General features: G+C 50.3%; 12 protein-coding genes. All 12 read left to right on the forward strand.

Translation table 11 applies throughout. The features are described from left to right. Window positions 1–23 precede the first annotated feature (23 nt). On the forward strand, window positions 24–1,946 hold the full coding sequence (locus DW033_RS02850) for an AAA domain-containing protein (RefSeq protein WP_048927311.1): 1,923 nt from the start codon (window positions 24–26) through the stop codon (window positions 1,944–1,946). Further along, window positions 1,936–2,742 (forward strand): Cof-type HAD-IIB family hydrolase, encoded by an 807-nt coding sequence (locus DW033_RS02855; protein ID WP_005862248.1) that lies wholly within the window; start codon window positions 1,936–1,938, stop codon window positions 2,740–2,742. The genes DW033_RS02850 and DW033_RS02855 overlap by 11 nt, the downstream gene beginning before the upstream one ends. 260 nt (window positions 2,743–3,002) lie before the next feature. Continuing rightward, complete coding sequence (locus tag DW033_RS02860) at window positions 3,003–4,235, forward strand: Cof-type HAD-IIB family hydrolase (protein ID WP_005862246.1); 1,233 nt, start codon at window positions 3,003–3,005, stop codon at window positions 4,233–4,235. Then, on the forward strand, window positions 4,232–5,329 hold the full coding sequence (locus DW033_RS02865; protein ID WP_122382422.1) for an isochorismate synthase: 1,098 nt from the start codon (window positions 4,232–4,234) through the stop codon (window positions 5,327–5,329). Before DW033_RS02860 ends, DW033_RS02865 begins: the two co-directional genes overlap by 4 nt. A gap of 14 nt (window positions 5,330–5,343) precedes the next feature. Then, a complete protein-coding gene (gene menD, locus DW033_RS02870; RefSeq protein WP_122382423.1) occupies window positions 5,344–7,032 on the forward strand; it encodes a 2-succinyl-5-enolpyruvyl-6-hydroxy-3-cyclohexene-1-carboxylic-acid synthase in 1,689 nt (562 codons plus the stop codon). Window positions 7,033–7,035: 3 nt separating this feature from the next. Continuing rightward, window positions 7,036–7,860, forward strand: coding sequence for a 1,4-dihydroxy-2-naphthoyl-CoA synthase (menB, locus tag DW033_RS02875; RefSeq protein WP_005856861.1), 825 nt, complete (start codon window positions 7,036–7,038; stop codon window positions 7,858–7,860). Window positions 7,861–7,903: 43 nt separating this feature from the next. Further along, entirely contained in the window at window positions 7,904–8,962 is a 1,059-nt protein-coding gene (locus DW033_RS02880) for an o-succinylbenzoate synthase (protein WP_122382424.1), read from the forward strand. A gap of 3 nt (window positions 8,963–8,965) precedes the next feature. After that, complete coding sequence (locus DW033_RS02885; protein ID WP_048927315.1) at window positions 8,966–9,964, forward strand: AMP-binding protein; 999 nt, start codon at window positions 8,966–8,968, stop codon at window positions 9,962–9,964. A 2-nt stretch (window positions 9,965–9,966) separates the two neighbouring features. Further along, window positions 9,967–11,928, forward strand: coding sequence for a DUF3857 domain-containing protein (locus DW033_RS02890; protein WP_057327682.1), 1,962 nt, complete (start codon window positions 9,967–9,969; stop codon window positions 11,926–11,928). Between the two features lie 13 nt (window positions 11,929–11,941). Further along, the gene (locus DW033_RS02895) at window positions 11,942–13,540 is read left to right on the forward strand and encodes a DUF3857 domain-containing protein (RefSeq protein ID WP_122382425.1); all 1,599 of its coding nucleotides are present in this window, start codon (window positions 11,942–11,944) and stop codon (window positions 13,538–13,540) included. Between the two features lie 102 nt (window positions 13,541–13,642). Continuing rightward, window positions 13,643–16,156 (forward strand): beta-N-acetylglucosaminidase domain-containing protein, encoded by a 2,514-nt coding sequence (locus tag DW033_RS02900; protein ID WP_048927318.1) that lies wholly within the window; start codon window positions 13,643–13,645, stop codon window positions 16,154–16,156. 168 nt (window positions 16,157–16,324) lie between these two features. Then, window positions 16,325–16,963, forward strand: coding sequence for an endonuclease III (gene nth / locus DW033_RS02905; RefSeq protein WP_048927319.1), 639 nt, complete (start codon window positions 16,325–16,327; stop codon window positions 16,961–16,963). The last annotated feature ends 5 nt before the right edge of the window (window positions 16,964–16,968 follow it).

A 16,968-nucleotide genomic window follows, 5' to 3' on the forward strand; every position in this document is an offset into this window, starting at 1 on the left:
CGATTAATAGAATTGAAAAAGGAATGGGAATTTCATCGCCGCTTGTAGATTTGCAACATCAATATGATCTCCTGCAGAAAGAATATGAATATGAGAAGGAAACATACCGACAGCAATCCGAGCGTACGGGTTTGCGAAAACGAGTGGCGCAGGGCCTCTGTTGGTATCCGGTCACTCCGGGACGCAGTTATTATAACTCCTTAAACCAATTGGTGATCGAGATCGAAAGGACAGAAGACCGGGAGATCGAGCATAATTTTGAGTACGGGCGCCCGATTTGCTTCTTTACGGCAGATATCAGTGGTAAATTTAAGTATCTGGATTTCTCCGCCACGATCAGCTACGTGCAAGAGGACCGGATGGTGGTAGTTCTCCCCACTCCTTCCGCCTTGATGGATATACAAGGAAAAAGCAATGATCTCGGCGTGCAACTCTACTTCGACGAGACCAGCTATAAAACGATGTTTTCCGCTCTCTCGGACGTGATGCGGGCAAAAAACAACCAACTCTCTCATCTTAGGGATGTATTGCTGGGGCAGGAAAAACCGGGACAGCGGGAATTATTCCCGATCCGCTTCCCTTGGTTGAACCGTTCTCAGGAAGAAGCCGTAAATAAGGTATTGGGAGCGAAACAAGTATCTATCGTACACGGCCCTCCCGGAACCGGGAAAACAACCACCTTGGTGGAAGCCATTTACGAGACCCTTCACCGGGAGAATCAAGTGATCGTTTGCGCTCAAAGCAATACCGCCGTAGACTGCATCTCGGAGAAACTGGTAGATAGAGGCATTAACGTCCTGCGCATCGGGAACCCCACTCGTATCAATGACAAGATGCTCTCTTTCACATATGAACGCCGTTTCGAGTCGCATCCGGATTATCCCGAGTTATGGAGCATCCGGAAAGCGGTACGGGATATACAATCCAATATGCGAAAGAAAAGCCGGGAGGAACGGGATACGATCCGAAACCGCCTCTCCCGTTTGAAATTCCGGGCGACCGAACTGGAAGTCAAGATCGATACAGAGCTGTTCGACGAGGCTCGTGTTGTCGCTTGCACCTTGGTTGGCTCCGCAAACCGGGTCATGATGAACCGGCACTTCACGACCTTGTTTATCGATGAGGCCGCCCAAGCCTTGGAAGCCGCTTGCTGGATAGCGATCGGCAAGGCAGACCGGGTCATACTAGCGGGCGATCATCACCAATTGCCCCCTACTATTAAATGTATAGAAGCGGAACGAGAAGGCTTAGGACGTACCTTGATGCAAAAGATAGCCCACACGAAACCGGAAACGGTCTCTCTCCTGAAGATCCAATATCGTATGCACGAGGATATCATGCGCTTCTCCTCCCAATGGTTCTATCATAACGAACTCGAATCCGCTCCCGAGGTAAGTGGGCGGGGAATCTTGCGACTGGACACTCCCATCGTATGGTTCGATACGTCCGAGTGCGATTTCACGGAAAATGCGAGAGAGGAGACCATGAGCCGTGTCAACAGGCAAGAGGCGGAATTGCTCGTGGAACAATTACGCTCCTATATACAGAAAATATCCAAGGAGAGAGTGCTGGAAGAGAATATCGACTTCGGATTGATCTCCCCTTATAAGGCGCAGGTACAATACATCCGTAAATTGATCAAACAAGACGCTTTCTTCAAGCCTTTACGCAGACTGATCACCGTACACACCGTTGACGGTTTCCAAGGGCAAGAACGCGATGTCATCTTGATCAGTTTGGTAAGGGCCAACGAGGATGGAAAGATAGGCTTCTTGAACGACTTGCGGCGCATGAACGTAGCGATCACCCGTGCCCGTATGAAACTGATGATCTTGGGAGACGGTTCCACCCTTACCCGGCACGCATTTTATAAAGAACTCTATAATTATATCTCCCAAAGAGGTAAAATAATCACGATCAACACGAAACAAGAGCATGAACTATAAATTATTGGTACTGGATTTAGACGGTACACTGACAAACAGTAAAAAAGAGATCACCCCATTTACGAGGGAAACCCTTCTGCAAGCGCAGGAAAAAGGATTGCATCTGGTCTTAGCCTCCGGCCGGCCCACCTACGGTATCGTGCCTTTAGCCGAAGAACTGAACATAAAGCAATATGGTGGTTTTATCCTTTCCTTCAACGGCGGTAAGGTGATCGACTTGATGACAGACAAAGTACTTTTCGAACAGGCTTTGCCACCCGATATCGTACCTGTTTTATACAACCGCTCCAAAGAAGCGGGACTGGCTATCCTTTCCTACAACGGTAAATATATCTTAAGCGAGCATCCGGAAAATAAATACGTACAATACGAATCTTTCTTAACCAAAATGAAGATCAAGGCTACCGACGATTTTCTGCGGGATTTGCATCAGCCAGCCGATAAATGCTTGGTGGTAGGCGAACCGGAGATGTTGGTACCGTTGGAAGAGAAGCTCCGCCAAGAATTAGGGAAACGTATCAACGTATATCGTTCCGAGGCATTCTATCTGGAGCTTGTCCCCAAAGGCATCGACAAAGCCGCCTCGTTATCCCGCTTACTAGAGCGAACCCGGATAAAACAGGAGGAAGTGATCGCTATCGGCGACGGTTTCAACGATGTATCCATGATCCGTTTCGCCGGATTGGGAGTCGCTATGGCCAACGCCCAGCCCCCTGTCAAGGCCAATGCCGACCGCATCACCCAATACACGAACGATGAGGATGGAGTGGCTCGTTTCATCCAAGAATTGCTTTGAAAAAAAACACGTACGTATTTTCCGAAAAACATGTACATGTTTTCGCGAGAACACGTACGTGTTTTTTCAGAGACATTTACACCAGTATCGACACAGGCCAATGCCTATACCGGCATACGCCTATACCAGTAGTGCCGTAGGGCTACGCCAGTATAGGCGTGAGCTTGCGCCGATATACGTAAATTCCTTTCATGGAAATGTCTTCTAACTATCAACTATTTTATGTATATTTGTATTCTAAACCATAAAAATAAGACGCCATGAAGTACAAATTATTAGTCTTAGACGTAGATGGGACGTTGCTTAACGACAAGAAAGAGATAACTCCCCGGACCCATGCCGCCTTGTTAAAGGCTCAGCAGATGGGAGTTCATGTTGTATTGGCATCCGGCCGACCCACCAACGGGGTTCAACCCTTGGCGGAGGCTCTTGAATTGAATCATTACGGTGGTTTCATATTATCTTATAACGGAGGTCAGATCATCAATGCCCAGACCGGAGAATTGATGTTCGAGAAACGAATCGATCCGGCCATGATTCCTTATTTAAACCGGAAGGCGAAGGAAAACGGTTTCGCGATCTTCACATATCACAAGGACTATATCCTAACCGATAGCCCGGAAAACAAACATGTCCAAGAGGAGGCCGAACTCAATAAGATGCGCATCATCGGTGTGGAGAATTTCCCGGAAGCGGTGGATTTCGCACCCTGTAAGTGTATTCTTACCAGCGATGACGAGAACAATCTAGTGGGTCTCGAAAATCATTGGAAGAAACGTCTGGACGGGGTATTGGAAGCTTTCCGCTCCGAGGACTATTTCTTGGAGGTAGCTCCTCATTTCATCAATAAGGGAAATACGTTGGCGGTATTGATGGAGATGCTGAATATCACGACCGAAGAGGTTGTCGCTATCGGTGATGGCGTGGCCGACGTATCCATGCTTCAATTAGCCGGTACCGGCGTGGCGATGGGTAACGCACGCGATTCCGTAAAGGCTTGTGCCGATTTCACGACCTTACCCAATAATATGGAAGGTGTGGCGGTAGCGATCGAGAAAGCGATCCTTGCCACGATCAAACCCACAGAGGTTCCGTTAGATCAACTAAACGCACGGGCCAAACATGCTTTAATGGGTAATCTAGGCATTCAATATACCTATGCGTCGGAGGATCGTGTGGAAGCGACCATGCCTGTAGACGAACGGACCCGCCAGCCTTTCGGTATCTTGCACGGAGGCGCTACACTGGCTCTGGCAGAGACCGTGGCCGGACTAGGTTCCATGATTCTGGCGAAACCGGACGAGATGGTAGTCGGCATGCAAGTTAGCGGCAGCCATATGTCGTCCGCCCACGAGGGAGACACGGTACGTGCCGTCGGGACGATTATCCACAAAGGCCGTTCATCCCATGTGTGGAACGTAGACATATTCACCTCTACCGACAAACTGGTTTCCTCTGTACGGGTAATCAATAGTATACTAAAGAAGAAATGATTCCAAGAGATTCTTACGAAATAATAGACACGTTGATCAAGCAAGGCCGGAGTTTCGCTATTTGGCGTATTCCCGGTGAGGATAGGCTCCATTTCAGGATGCAAAGTGCCGGCTCTCCTTGCCTATTATACGACATAAAAGACTTAAATGAACGGAGCGGTTTTGTAATCGCTCCGTTTCAGGTGACAGCGGAACGACCTATCGTTTTAATCCAACCGGATTGCTTTGAAATCCCCTCCGAATCCGATTGGGATTTCTCTCGAGAGAAAAACGAATTCCCTTCGAATGAAATCGAAATCCCGTCCGAATCCGAGGAGAAGGAACGATACGCTTACCATTTCTCCCTGTTTACCAACCCTTTGCTAAAAGGAAGCCAAGATAAACTAGTCCTATCCCGTAGCAAAACGATCTGGAAAGATCCCTCTTTCTCACCCGGCAAGGCATTCTTCGCCGCGGAAGAACGATATATCCGCTCCTATGTCTACCTTTGCCATACCTCGGAAACCGGAACTTGGATGGGTGGGACACCGGAAATCTTGTTATCCGGCGAGAAAGGCGACTGGCAAACGGTAGCTTTGGCCGGAACCCAATCCTTACGAGACGGGAAATTACCGAAAAGCTGGGACCATAAGAATTGGAGAGAACAGCAATTAGTCGCCTCCTATATACGCCGCCAGCTGTCCACCTTGGGTATTACTCCCGAGGAGAAGGGGCCTTATTCAGCCCGGGCCGGAGAGGTTTCTCATTTGAAAAGTGATTTCTTCTTCTCCTTGCCGAATCCCGAGAAGCTGGGTGATGTCCTTCAACTATTACACCCTACTCCAGCAGTTTGCGGTCTTCCCAAGGAGGAGGCTTATCATTTCATCATCGAGAATGAGGGGTACGATCGTAGCTATTACTCCGGTTTCATCGGTTGGCTGGATCCCAAAGGCAAAACAGATCTGTACGTAAACCTCCGTTGCATGAATATCCTCCCCCAAACCTTTACGCTGTATGCCGGAGGCGGTCTGTTGGCGGCCTCGCAGCTAGAAGATGAGTGGCAGGAGACAGAGGATAAATTAGATACGATGCGGAGAATAGTGGGTAATTTATAATTTTATATCATATAATGTATAGCGATAAAAAGAACATCCTTCAATTGGTAGCCTTGCTGATAGAGCACGGCGTAAGTAATATCGTGCTATGTCCGGGAAGCCGGAACTCTCCGATTGTGCACACATTGGCAAACCATTCGTTCTTCAATTGCCATTCCGTGACGGATGAACGAAGCGCGGGATTCTTTGCCGTAGGGCTAGCGTTGCACGGAGGTAAGCCGGCGGCTGTTTGCTGTACCTCGGGCACGGCCTTGCTGAATATACATCCGGCGGTAGCGGAGGCTTTCTATCAGAAAGTTCCACTTGTCGTGATATCCGCCGACCGCCCCGCCGCATGGATCGGGCAAATGGACGGACAGACCTTGCCGCAACCCGGGGTGTTCGGCTCGCTGGTAAAGAAGTCGGTGCAGCTACCGGAAATACATACGGATCAAGATGAATGGTATTGCAATCGATTGATCAACGAGGCGTTGTTGGAACTGAACCATCACGGCAAAGGACCGGTGCATATCAACGTTCCGATCTCCGAGCCTTTATTTCAGTTCACGACACCCGAATTGCCGAAGGTACGGGTAATCACCCGTTATCAAGGCTTGAACGTGTACGACCGGAAATATGATGACCTGATCGAGCGCTTGAACAAATATAGCAAGCGGATGATGATAGCGGGACAAATGAGCTTGATCTATCTCTTCGAGAAGAAAATATGCAAGTTACTATACAAGCATTTCACTTGGCTCTCCGAGCACATCGGCAACCGTATCGTACCGGGATTACCGATCAAGAATTTCGACGCTATCCTGTATGCTACCCCGGAGGAGGAAAAAGAGAAGCTAGTTCCCGAGCTCGTAATCACCTACGGTGGCCATATTGTCTCCAAGCGGCTGAAAGAGTTTTTGCGGAAACACCCGCCTAAGGAGCATTGGCATGTCTCATTGGATGGAGAGGTAGCGGATTTATTCGGTAGCCTGACCACGGTGATCGAGATGGACCCTTTCGAGTTTCTGGAGAAAATCGCTTATATGCTGGAGAATAGGCAGATTGAATATCCGAAGGCTTGGGAATACAAATCCCGGAACCTGCCGGAGCCGGAGTTCGCTTACTCCGAGATGGCGGCGATCGGTGGTTTGATATGCTCGCTTCCGGCTGAATCGGCCTTGCATTTGGGGAATAGCTCCACCGTACGTTACGCGCAATTGTACACCGTACCCGAGACGGTTGAGGTTTGTTGTAACCGAGGTACGAGCGGGATCGAAGGCTCCTTGTCTACGGCCATCGGATACGCCTCGGCCTCGCAAAAACTAAACTTTATCGTTATAGGCGATCTTAGTTTCTTCTATGATATGAACGCGTTGTGGAACGGTAACTTGCACAATAACCTTCGCATCCTGCTCTTGAACAACGGAGGTGGCGAGATCTTCCAAGCCTTGCCGGGATTCAAGATGAACGAGCGTACGCACCGTTACGTTACCGCCTCCCACCAGACCTCAGCGGAGGGATGGGCCACGGAAAGGGGATTCTCCTACTCCGCTGTCCATAATGCCGAGGAGTTGGCAGCGGCGATGAGCGCCTTTACCCAAACGGAGCAACCGAGCGAACATCCCCTATTCATGGAGGTTTTCACGGACAAAGCAGAAGACGTACGATTGCTCAAGGAATATTATCATCAACTAAAAAATTCATCCCAAGCACAAAACATATAATATATGGAAACGAAAAGAGAATGGACAACCATCAAGGAATATGAGGAGATCTTATTTGATTTCTACAACGGCATCGCCCGCATTACGATCAACCGGGAACGGTATCGCAACGCTTTTACCCCGACTACGACCACGGAGATGAGCGACGCCTTTTACATCTGCCGGGAACGCCCGGACATTAACGTAGTCGTTCTGACAGGAGCCGGAGATACGGCCTTTTGCGCGGGAGGCGATATGAACGTGAAAGGACGTGGCGGCTACGTGGGTAAAGACGGCGTACCTCGCTTGAACGTATTGGACGTACAAAAGCAGATCCGCTCTCTCCCGAAACCCGTCATCGCGGCCGTGAATGGTTTCGCTATCGGCGGCGGACACGTATTGCACGTGGTTTGCGACCTTACGATCGCTTCCGAGAACGCTATCTTCGGACAGACTGGTCCTCGTGTGGGTAGCTTCGACGCCGGGTTCGGCTCTTCTTACCTCGCCCGTGTGGTCGGACAGAAAAAGGCCCGTGAGATCTGGTTCCTATGCCGCAAGTACAATGCGCAGGAGGCTTTGGATATGGGTCTGGTAAATAAGGTAGTCCCCTTGGATAAATTAGAGGACGAGTACGTTCAATGGGCCGAGGAGATGATGTTGCTTAGCCCGTTGGCCTTGCGCATGATCAAGGCGGGCTTGAACGCCGAGTTGGACGGACAGGCCGGTATACAAGAGTTGGCCGGAGATGCTACCATGCTTTACTATATGACGGACGAGGCGCAGGAAGGCGGCAAGGCATTCTTGGAGAAACGCCGTCCACGCTTCGAGGATTACCCGAAATTCCCGTAGGGGGATTGAGAATGAATAATGAATAGTTAAGAATGAATAATGAATGGTAAAGGAGAGGTTATATAGGATTGAGGTGGTTCCCCGGTGCTTGACTTTCAAGCGACCGGCAGGAACCTCACGGGGTGTTTACACGACCCGGAAATTGTGGGAGGTCCGAATCCGCAAGGAAGACGAACCCTCGGCTTTTGGCATCGGTGAATGTGCCCCCCTGCCGGATCTCAGTTGCGATTATGGAGTGGATTACGAGATCACGTTATCCAAGGCTTGCCTCGATCTGGAACAGAAGGGGCATGTTGACACCGAATCTTTGCGCCATTACCCATCCATCCTTTTCGGATTGGAAATGGCCATGCGTCATTATGAACAGGGTAGTTGGCGGCATTACGACACGCCCTTCTCGCGAGGGCAGGCGGGTATCCCCATTAACGGACTGATCTGGATGGGCGATTATAAGTACATGCTGGAACAGGTAGAGGAAAAGATGAAGGAGGGCTTTCGCTGCGTCAAGCTGAAGATCGGCGCTATCGATTTCGACCGGGAACTCTCTTTATTGAAACACATCCGTGCGCATTTCTCTGCCAAGGAAATAGAGCTTCGGGTAGATGCCAACGGCGCTTTCCTCCCCTCGGAGGCGATGGACAAACTGAAGCGGCTCGCCGAGATGGACTTGCATTCCATCGAGCAGCCTATCCGTGCCGGGCAGTTGGAAGAGATGGCACGCCTTGCGGCAGAGTCACCCCTTCCCATCGCTCTCGACGAGGAACTGATCGGCTGTAACGCCCCGGACGAGAAACGGCGGTTGTTGGAAACGATCCATCCCCAATACATTATATTAAAGCCTTCCCTCCACGGAGGTATCGCCGGATGCACGGAATGGGTTCACTTAGCGGAAACTATCTTAGGGAGTACCCCTGAACAACCTAAATGGTGGGTCACCTCCGCTCTGGAATCGCAAATCGGACTGAACGCTATCGCCCAATGGTGCGCCACGCTAGGTAACCCGCTACCGCAAGGTCTGGGAACCGGCGAGATTTTCAAGGACGATAAACATAAGTTGATCCAACGAAAAGGAGACACCATCTGGTTCACCAACGACCTTTGACCTATGCCGATACAAGAAGATTTACAGGCATTCTTAGCTGAATGGCACGATCCCTCCCCTTTTCTGGAAGTCCAGACCTCTGGCTCCACCGGTACGCCCAAGCGGATGCGAGTACGCAAGGACCGGATGCTGAACAGCGCCCGGCTTACCTGCGATTATCTGGGGCTTAAGAAGGGCGACAAGGCCTTGTTATGTATGCCCCTACGCTATATAGCCGGAAAAATGATGGTGGTCCGCTCCCTATACGCCGGACTGGATCTGGAGGTGTGCGAACCCTCCGGACACCCGTTGGCGGATTGGGGGGATACGCCCCTGCGCTTTGTTGCCATGATCCCCTTGCAGGTTTACAATACGTTGCGAGTACCCGAGGAACGTAAGCGGCTGGAGCAAACGGATATCCTGATTATCGGCGGCGGGGCGATCGACGCGGCCTTGGAACAGGAGATACGGCAGATGCCAAACACGGTTTATTCCACCTACGGAATGACGGAGACGCTGTCCCACATCGCCCTGCGCCGGCTGAACGGGCCGGAAGCCTCGCCCTATTACCATCCCTTCCCCTCGGTGACGTTATCCTTGTCACCGGACAATACCTTGGTGATAGACGCCCCATTGGTTTGCGACGAGCGGCTGGTGACGAACGATGTCGCCCGCCTGCTGCCGGACGGGAGTTTCGCCATTATCGGAAGGAAAGATAATATCATCAATAGCGGAGGTATCAAGATCCAGATCGAGGAGGTGGAAGAGCGGCTACGACCCTACCTCGACCGCCCCTATGCCATCACCGCCGCCCCCGACCCTCGGTTGGGAGAGGCGGTCGTGCTACTGCTTGCCTCAAACCTACGAGGTGAGATGCTAACAGAGGTTCTCGCCAGCCTGCCCAAGTACCTCCGTCCGAGGCACATCATAAAGGTAAGCGAGATCCCCCAAACCGGAAGCGGCAAGATCGACCGTGCCGCCTGCCGGGAGCTGGCGAGAAATATCATTACAAAAACACTATAAACATGAAAAGAATTCTAACAATCACCGCGGTCTCCCTATTGGCCTTATCGCCTATGTACGGGCAGGATTCTTGCCGATACCCGCAAGATCCTACCTTGGAGAAATCGCAAGCCTATGCAGGATACGACTGCGTCACCTTGCTGGATAGCACCGCCGTAACGGTACAACCTACCGGCTCGGGGGCTTTCGCCGTATGCAAGGCTTTTAAGGTACAGACTTCCAAAGGAGCCGTCGCCAACCGTATCATCAAATACGATTACGACCCGCTGACGGCGCACGCCGAGTTTCGTTACGCCACGATCTACCGTGCGAACGGCGACGTGATCAATCTCGACGTAACCCAAGCTTGCGACTACGCCGCCCCCGCACGTGCCATCTACTGGGGCGCCCGGCAGATCATGCTGGAAGTGGGCCGCTTGCAACCGGGAGATATCGTGGAGTACGAGATCGCCAAGAAAGGTTTCACCTACGCCTTGCTGACGGCGGGTGACGACGACGAGCGTTTCATCCCTCCTATGCGAGGACAGTTTTACGATATCGTCCCCTTCTGGGCTACCGAGCCTACCGTGCGCAAGGTGTACCGGGTATCCATGCCGATGGAGAAAGAGTTGCAATTCCAGTTCTACCAAGGCGAATGTACCTCTTCGATGCGATACGAGGACGGACGGAAAGTATATACCTTCGCCTCCGACGATATCCTTCCTTTCGCCAAGGAACCGAACATGGTAGACCTATTCGACGCTGCCCCGAAGCTCATGATGTCCAGCACTCCCCGCTGGGAGGATAAATCCCTTTGGTTCAATAAGGTTAACGAGGATTACGGAAGCTTTACTGCGATCCCGGAAGCCCAGAAAAAGGTAGACGAGCTGATCAAAGGCAAGAAAACGGAAATGGAGAAGATAGCCGTGCTGACCCACTGGGTGGCCGATAACATCCGTTACTCCGGAATCTCGATGGGTAAAGGCGAGGGTTTCACGCTTCACAACCTGAAAATGAATTATACCGATCGTTGCGGTGTCTGCAAGGATATCGCCGGTACGTTGATCGCCTTCCTCCGCATGGCCGGCTTCGAGGCTTACCCGGCGATGACAATGGCGGGAAGCCGTGTAGAAAGTATCCCCGCCGACCATTTCAACCATTGCGTGGCGGTGGTAAAACTGGCGAGCGGTACGTATATGCCTCTCGATCCGACTTGGGTTCCTTTCTGCCGGGAATTATGGAGTAGCGCCGAGCAACAGCAGAACTACCTCCCGGGTGTGCCCGAAGGCTCCGACCTCCGCTTAACCCCTGTCTCCGCCCCGGAGAACCACTACGTCCGCATCCACGCTGACAATCGCCTAGACGAGAAAGGCACGCTCCGCGGACAATTCACGATCACCGCCGAGGGACAATCCGACAGCAATATCCGCCGCATCTTCACCACCGGATGGCAATCCGACTGGCAGAACACGATGGAGAAGCAATTGCTGGCCGTATCCCCCAACGCCAAACTGCTTCGTGTAGATTACGGTAAGGACCCGAAGAACTATCAAGCGACCCCTATCAAGATCACGTTCTCTTATGAGATCCCCGATTACGCGATCATCGCCGGAGACCAGATGCTTATCAAGCCGCTAGTCATGAATAACCTCTACAATCAAGTGAAGAGTTTCTTGCGTATCGATACGAAACCGGAAAACCGTACGTATGGATTCAAGGACGCTTGCTCCCGTTTGGTAGAACAAGATGAGACCATCCGCCTCCCCAAGGGCTATACCCTCTTGAACGCCCCGAAGAATGACGCCCTGCAAAGCAATGCGGCCGATTTCGAAGGTTCCCTTTCGCAGGAAGGCGACCAGAACATCGTCTTGCGCCAGAAGCTAGCGTTGAAGAAGCGTGTCTACGACGCAGCCGACTGGAAAGGTTTCCGTTCCGCCGTGAACGCTTATAAGAGTTATGGTGACTATTTGATTATCAAGAAATAAAAACAGAAAGACAATGATTAAGATAACCTATAAACTGATTCTTCTCCTAAGCTTGTTAGCGATGACGGTTACTTCATTCGCCGCATCGGAGGCTGAGTACGGGAAGGTATCGAAAGCTTGGACCTTGCATGCCGACGGTAGCCAAGAATATCGATCCTCCATGGAATTGACGCTCTTCACGCACACTGCGATGAATAGCACGTATGGCGAGAGTTTTATCGTCTACAATCCCGATTTCCAAACACTGAAGATTCACTCATCCTATACGAGGCAGAAAGACGGTACGATCGTAAAGACACCCGATAACGCCTTCGTGGAGGTCCTGCCCCGTTTCGCCGCCGACGCTCCGGCCTATAACCAACTTAAGGAAATGGTCGTGGTACACACTGGCCTAGAACTTGGGGCCACGATTTACTTGGATTACTCTATTATCACAAAACCGGGCTACTATCCGGCTCTGGATATCAACGAGCGACTACAAGAGACTTCTCCCGTGAAGGAATGCAAGGTCTCTATCTCCGTACCGGAAAACAGTCCGCTCGCTTGGCAATTATTGGGTAGCGACGCAAAAGCATCCCAAGCCACCCGAAACGGCGCTAAAGAGGTAAGCTGGACTTTACGTAACCTGCCGGCCTCTTCCCGGGAAGCTTTCCTTCCTCAAAACCAAGACGGGATTCCCCGCCTAATCGCTTCAAGCTATAGTTCCAACAAGGAGGCATTATCTACGCTAAATAAGCGTTTTAACACTTCCGGAAACTACGAGAGCAAAACGTTCGGCTCTTATATCACGGAAAAGGCTACTAGCGACGAAGAGAAGGTGAACGCCATCCGGAACCATGTAGTCAACAACATGGGATATTGCGCCATCCCCCTCGCTTGTACGGGTTATTCCATCCGCAATGTCGATACGGCCCTTCGCAGCGCTTACGGTACATTAGCCGAGAAGACCCAGCTTCTGAACGTCTTATTGAACGCCGTCGGCATTCAATCGGAAGTAGTCGCCGTATATCCCGGGAATCTGGATATAGACGCTTGTGGATTAAGCACGATCAAGAATCTTGCCGTAAAAGCGACTGTCGCAGGGAAAGACAAATACCTTTCGGCGGTCAGCCTTGCCCCTTCCGCATTAACAGCCCGGGGTGAGTTAGATCAGGTACTCACGTTGAACGGCACGTCGATCGCCCTACAGGCAGAGCCTACGATCATCAAGGAGAATAAAGCCGTCAGCGTCTCCAAGAACGAAGCACAAAACGGATTCGCCATCTGTACCCTTCCGGCTATAACAGGCGGTATCGATAGCTGGGGCATGAGCGCCTTGAACAGCAAGCGTTCCAACTTATTCGAACTCCCCTCCCTGATCAAGGAAGAGGTAACCTACACGGTTACTCCCGCCGAGGGCATGAAGTTGCAGACCTCCACAAAAGAGCAAGTGATAAGCAAGCCTTTTGGTAAAGTAACCCGCACGATCACGCCGAAAGGAAATACGATCGAGGTGGTACGTATGATCGAGGTGAACAAGCAGCAGTTCACTCCCGCCGAATATAGCGACGTGCGTAGCTTGATCCATGAATGGACAAATCCGGATAACCGGGTATTGCTATTCTCCCTATAAGATCTAAAACACGGAGCACACGGAACAAATCCGTGCCCTCCGTGTGCTTCGTGTCTAATTATTCCCTACATTTACGAACGTTAACATTAAATCATATCGCATATGAAAACACTAAAGTATTTACTCGTCACCATGCTCCTTCTAGGCGTTTGCAGTCTAACGTATAGCCAAAAGCTATCCCTAGGAATCTTCCCCGAGCCCCAAGAGGTGACTATTTCCAGCCAAACATACGCACCGCCCCATGGATATACCCTACGGGGTATAAATAATCCGGACGCAGACGCGGTCAAACTACTTAAAGAAGCGCTACCTTTCGCTAAATCCGGCAAATCTCTCCCTTTAGAGATCAAGAAACTAAAAGACAAAACTCCGGAAATGCAACGCTCGGGTGCCTATACGCTGACGATCACTAAAAAAGGTATCACGATCGGGATCGTAGACGATAATTCCTTGTTTTACGCCGCCCAAACCCTCAAGCAATTAGCTAAATATGACGAGGGTAAAAAGATCCTGCCTCTCTGCTCGATCAAAGACTATCCGGACGTATTATTCCGGGGTACCGTGGAAGGATTCTACGGACAGCCTTGGAGCCACGCCGACCGTATCGAGCAAATCCGCTTTTACGGAAGGATCAAGCTGAACACCTATATCTATGGTCCGAAAGATGATCCTTATCACAGCTCCCCCAACTGGCGCAAACCTTATCCCGCCGAGGAAGCCGAGCATATCAAGGAACTAGCGAAAGAGGCCGCCCATAACAAGGTGAACTTCGTTTGGGCCATCCACCCGGGACAAGACATTCAATGGAACCAGACAGACAGCATGAACATCCTTTCCAAATTCGAGAAAATGTACGATTTGGGCGTACGCTCTTTCGCCGTTTTCTTCGATGATATATCCGGAGAGGGAGCCCGCCCGGAAAAGCAAGCCGGCTTATTGAATTACATCCATAAGGAGTTTATTACCAAGAAAAATGACGTGCAACCCCTGATCATGTGCCCTACCGAATACAACCGTTCATGGGCTAAGACCGATTATCTGGATATCCTCGGTACCCAACTCGACCCCGCTATCCAAATCATGTGGACCGGAGACCGTGTCGTAGCCGATATCACGAAAGAAGGCGTCGAGTGGGTAAACAGCCGTATCCGTCGTCCCGCCTATATCTGGTGGAACTTCCCCGTAAGCGATTATTGCCAAGATCATTTGTTGATGGGACCCGCCTACGGCCTAGATACGCAAGCCGCCGGCACCATGACCGGATTCGTATCCAATCCTATGGAATACGCCGAGGCTTCCAAGGTCGCTATATTCGGCGTTGGAATGTACACTTGGAATATCGAGAATTACGATCCTACACAGGCATGGAAAGACGCTTGCGGCTTTATTATGCCGGAGGCCTCCATGGCTTTCCGCATTTTCTGCGAGCATAACTGCGATCCGGGTCCGAACGGACATCAATACCGCCGGGAAGAGTCTGCTAACTATGTAGCTCCTATCCAGACATTCCTTACCGGATATAAGAAAAACACGTTCCCGGAGCAAAGCGCAAATCTTCTGGGAACCTTATTCGCTCAAATCACGGCTTCCCCGAGCATGATCTACAGCCAAAGTCCCAATAAACGCTTGATCGAACAAATCAATCCATGGCTTATCCAATTCGAGTTCTTAGGAAAAGCCGGTACAAGCGCTCTGCATATGGCGCACGCTTGGTATGAGAAAGACCGGTCTTATACGTGGCAACGCTATCTGGAAACATCCGCTTTGCTAGATAGCATGAAACTGATAAACCGCACGCTGAACCAGAAGGCGCAGCCTAAAGGCGTGAAAGTCGGATCGAAAGTCTTACACCCTTTCATCGTAGATTTATACCGCCAGACAGGTCGTAACCTGCTATCTACGGACGGTATCGCCCCGGACGAGGTGAAGGTTAGCATCCCTTCCATATTCACGAATATCGACCAATTGAAGAGCCAGCCTTGTGCCAAGGGTGACAATACGGTCGGTTACGTCCCCCTATTCGAGGTAGTCAAGGTACAGCCTAATCAATATCTGGGTATCGGCTGGGAAATCCAGAAAGAAGCGGAATCCTTCTGTTTCAATCTTCCGAAAAGCAACCAACCCGGACGGGTATTCGAGTGGTCCGCCGACGGAAAGAGCTGGAGCTTAATCCCCAATGTTTCCACGGAAAACGCTAAGGATACGATCCGCACCATCGATCCGAAAGCCCGTTATATCCGTATGCGAAATAACTCGGATCAGCAAATGGAGCTATATGTACTAGGATTCACGGCGACAACCCAACAAGACCCGCAAATCAATGAGGCTCTTATGATGTACGATATGAACCTAGATACGTATAAGAACTTGAATCCGGGAGAAATAATTCACATAAAATGCGATGATATCAACGCCGTATCTTTCTTCCTCTCCGGAAGTAACGAGAATCTGGTATCCATCACCGGCCTCTCCCAAGATGGCGAGAAAAACATCGTCTATCAAGGAAACGTAGGCTACATCAAATTAAATAAAACCATGTTCGAGGATTTCTCTTCTTTAGAAATCACCACAATAGGAAAAGAACCTATACATATCCACCAGATCGTTAGGGAATAAGAAATAAAAAAGTACCGATTTCTTTCTCTCTTAGATGGAAGAAGGAGATCGGTACTTTTTTATTTATTCGTACAATTCGGGAGTATCTTATTTTTGGCACATCTCCGCTTGTATATTCCTTTTAAAAGTTATACCTTTAGGATGCGAAAAATAGAAACCGAAAAAACAATGCGAAAAGAAGAAAGATATAAAGGCGTATTAAACTGGTTTAAGGAAAACGTACCGGTAGCCGAGACTGAACTACATTATGACAATCCATATCAATTATTGATAGCGGTAATCCTATCCGCACAATGCACGGATAAGCGAGTGAATATGATCACTCCTGCCCTGTTCGAGGCTTTCCCTACTCCCGAGGTAATGGCAGCTAGCACACCAGAAGTCGTCTTTGAATACATACGAAGCGTATCTTACCCGAACAATAAGGCTAAACATCTGGTAGGTATGGCGAAGATGCTGATAGAGGACTTCAAAGGCGTGGTTCCCTCCGATATTGACGAGCTACAGAAACTTCCGGGTGTAGGAAGAAAAACTGCGAACGTAATCGCATCCGTTGTATATGACAAGCCAGCCATGGCGGTAGATACGCACGTATTCCGTGTCTCCAACCGGATCGGCTTGACCAATAATAGCAAGACACCCTTGGAAACGGAAAAGGAGCTAGTGAAGAACATTCCGGAAGAACTGATCCCCATCGCCCATCACTGGTTGATATTACATGGAAGATATGTTTGCCTCGCCCGGAAACCGAAATGTGAGGAATGCGGATTAAAGCCTTGGTGTAAATACTTCCTAAAGCAAACATGAGGATC

The organism is Parabacteroides sp. AF39-10AC (assembly GCF_003635405.1).
Classification (GTDB): domain Bacteria; phylum Bacteroidota; class Bacteroidia; order Bacteroidales; family Tannerellaceae; genus Parabacteroides; species Parabacteroides distasonis.

Excerpts from the sequence above, each read along its gene's own strand:
- nth (WP_048927319.1), top strand. The coding sequence starts at position 16,325 with ATGCGAAAAGAAGAAAGATATAAAGGCGTATTAAACTGGTTTAAGGAA.
- DW033_RS02850 (WP_048927311.1), top strand. The coding sequence starts at position 24 with ATGGGAATTTCATCGCCGCTTGTAGATTTGCAACATCAATATGATCTC.
- DW033_RS02895 (WP_122382425.1), top strand. The coding sequence starts at position 11,942 with ATGATTAAGATAACCTATAAACTGATTCTTCTCCTAAGCTTGTTAGCG.
- DW033_RS02865 (WP_122382422.1), top strand. The coding sequence starts at position 4,232 with ATGATTCCAAGAGATTCTTACGAAATAATAGACACGTTGATCAAGCAA.
- DW033_RS02900 (WP_048927318.1), top strand. The coding sequence starts at position 13,643 with ATGAAAACACTAAAGTATTTACTCGTCACCATGCTCCTTCTAGGCGTT.
- DW033_RS02890 (WP_057327682.1), top strand. The coding sequence starts at position 9,967 with ATGAAAAGAATTCTAACAATCACCGCGGTCTCCCTATTGGCCTTATCG.
- DW033_RS02885 (WP_048927315.1), top strand. The coding sequence starts at position 8,966 with ATGCCGATACAAGAAGATTTACAGGCATTCTTAGCTGAATGGCACGAT.
- DW033_RS02855 (WP_005862248.1), top strand. The coding sequence starts at position 1,936 with ATGAACTATAAATTATTGGTACTGGATTTAGACGGTACACTGACAAAC.
- menB (WP_005856861.1), top strand. The coding sequence starts at position 7,036 with ATGGAAACGAAAAGAGAATGGACAACCATCAAGGAATATGAGGAGATC.
- menD (WP_122382423.1), top strand. The coding sequence starts at position 5,344 with ATGTATAGCGATAAAAAGAACATCCTTCAATTGGTAGCCTTGCTGATA.
- DW033_RS02860 (WP_005862246.1), top strand. The coding sequence starts at position 3,003 with ATGAAGTACAAATTATTAGTCTTAGACGTAGATGGGACGTTGCTTAAC.
- DW033_RS02880 (WP_122382424.1), top strand. The coding sequence starts at position 7,904 with ATGGTAAAGGAGAGGTTATATAGGATTGAGGTGGTTCCCCGGTGCTTG.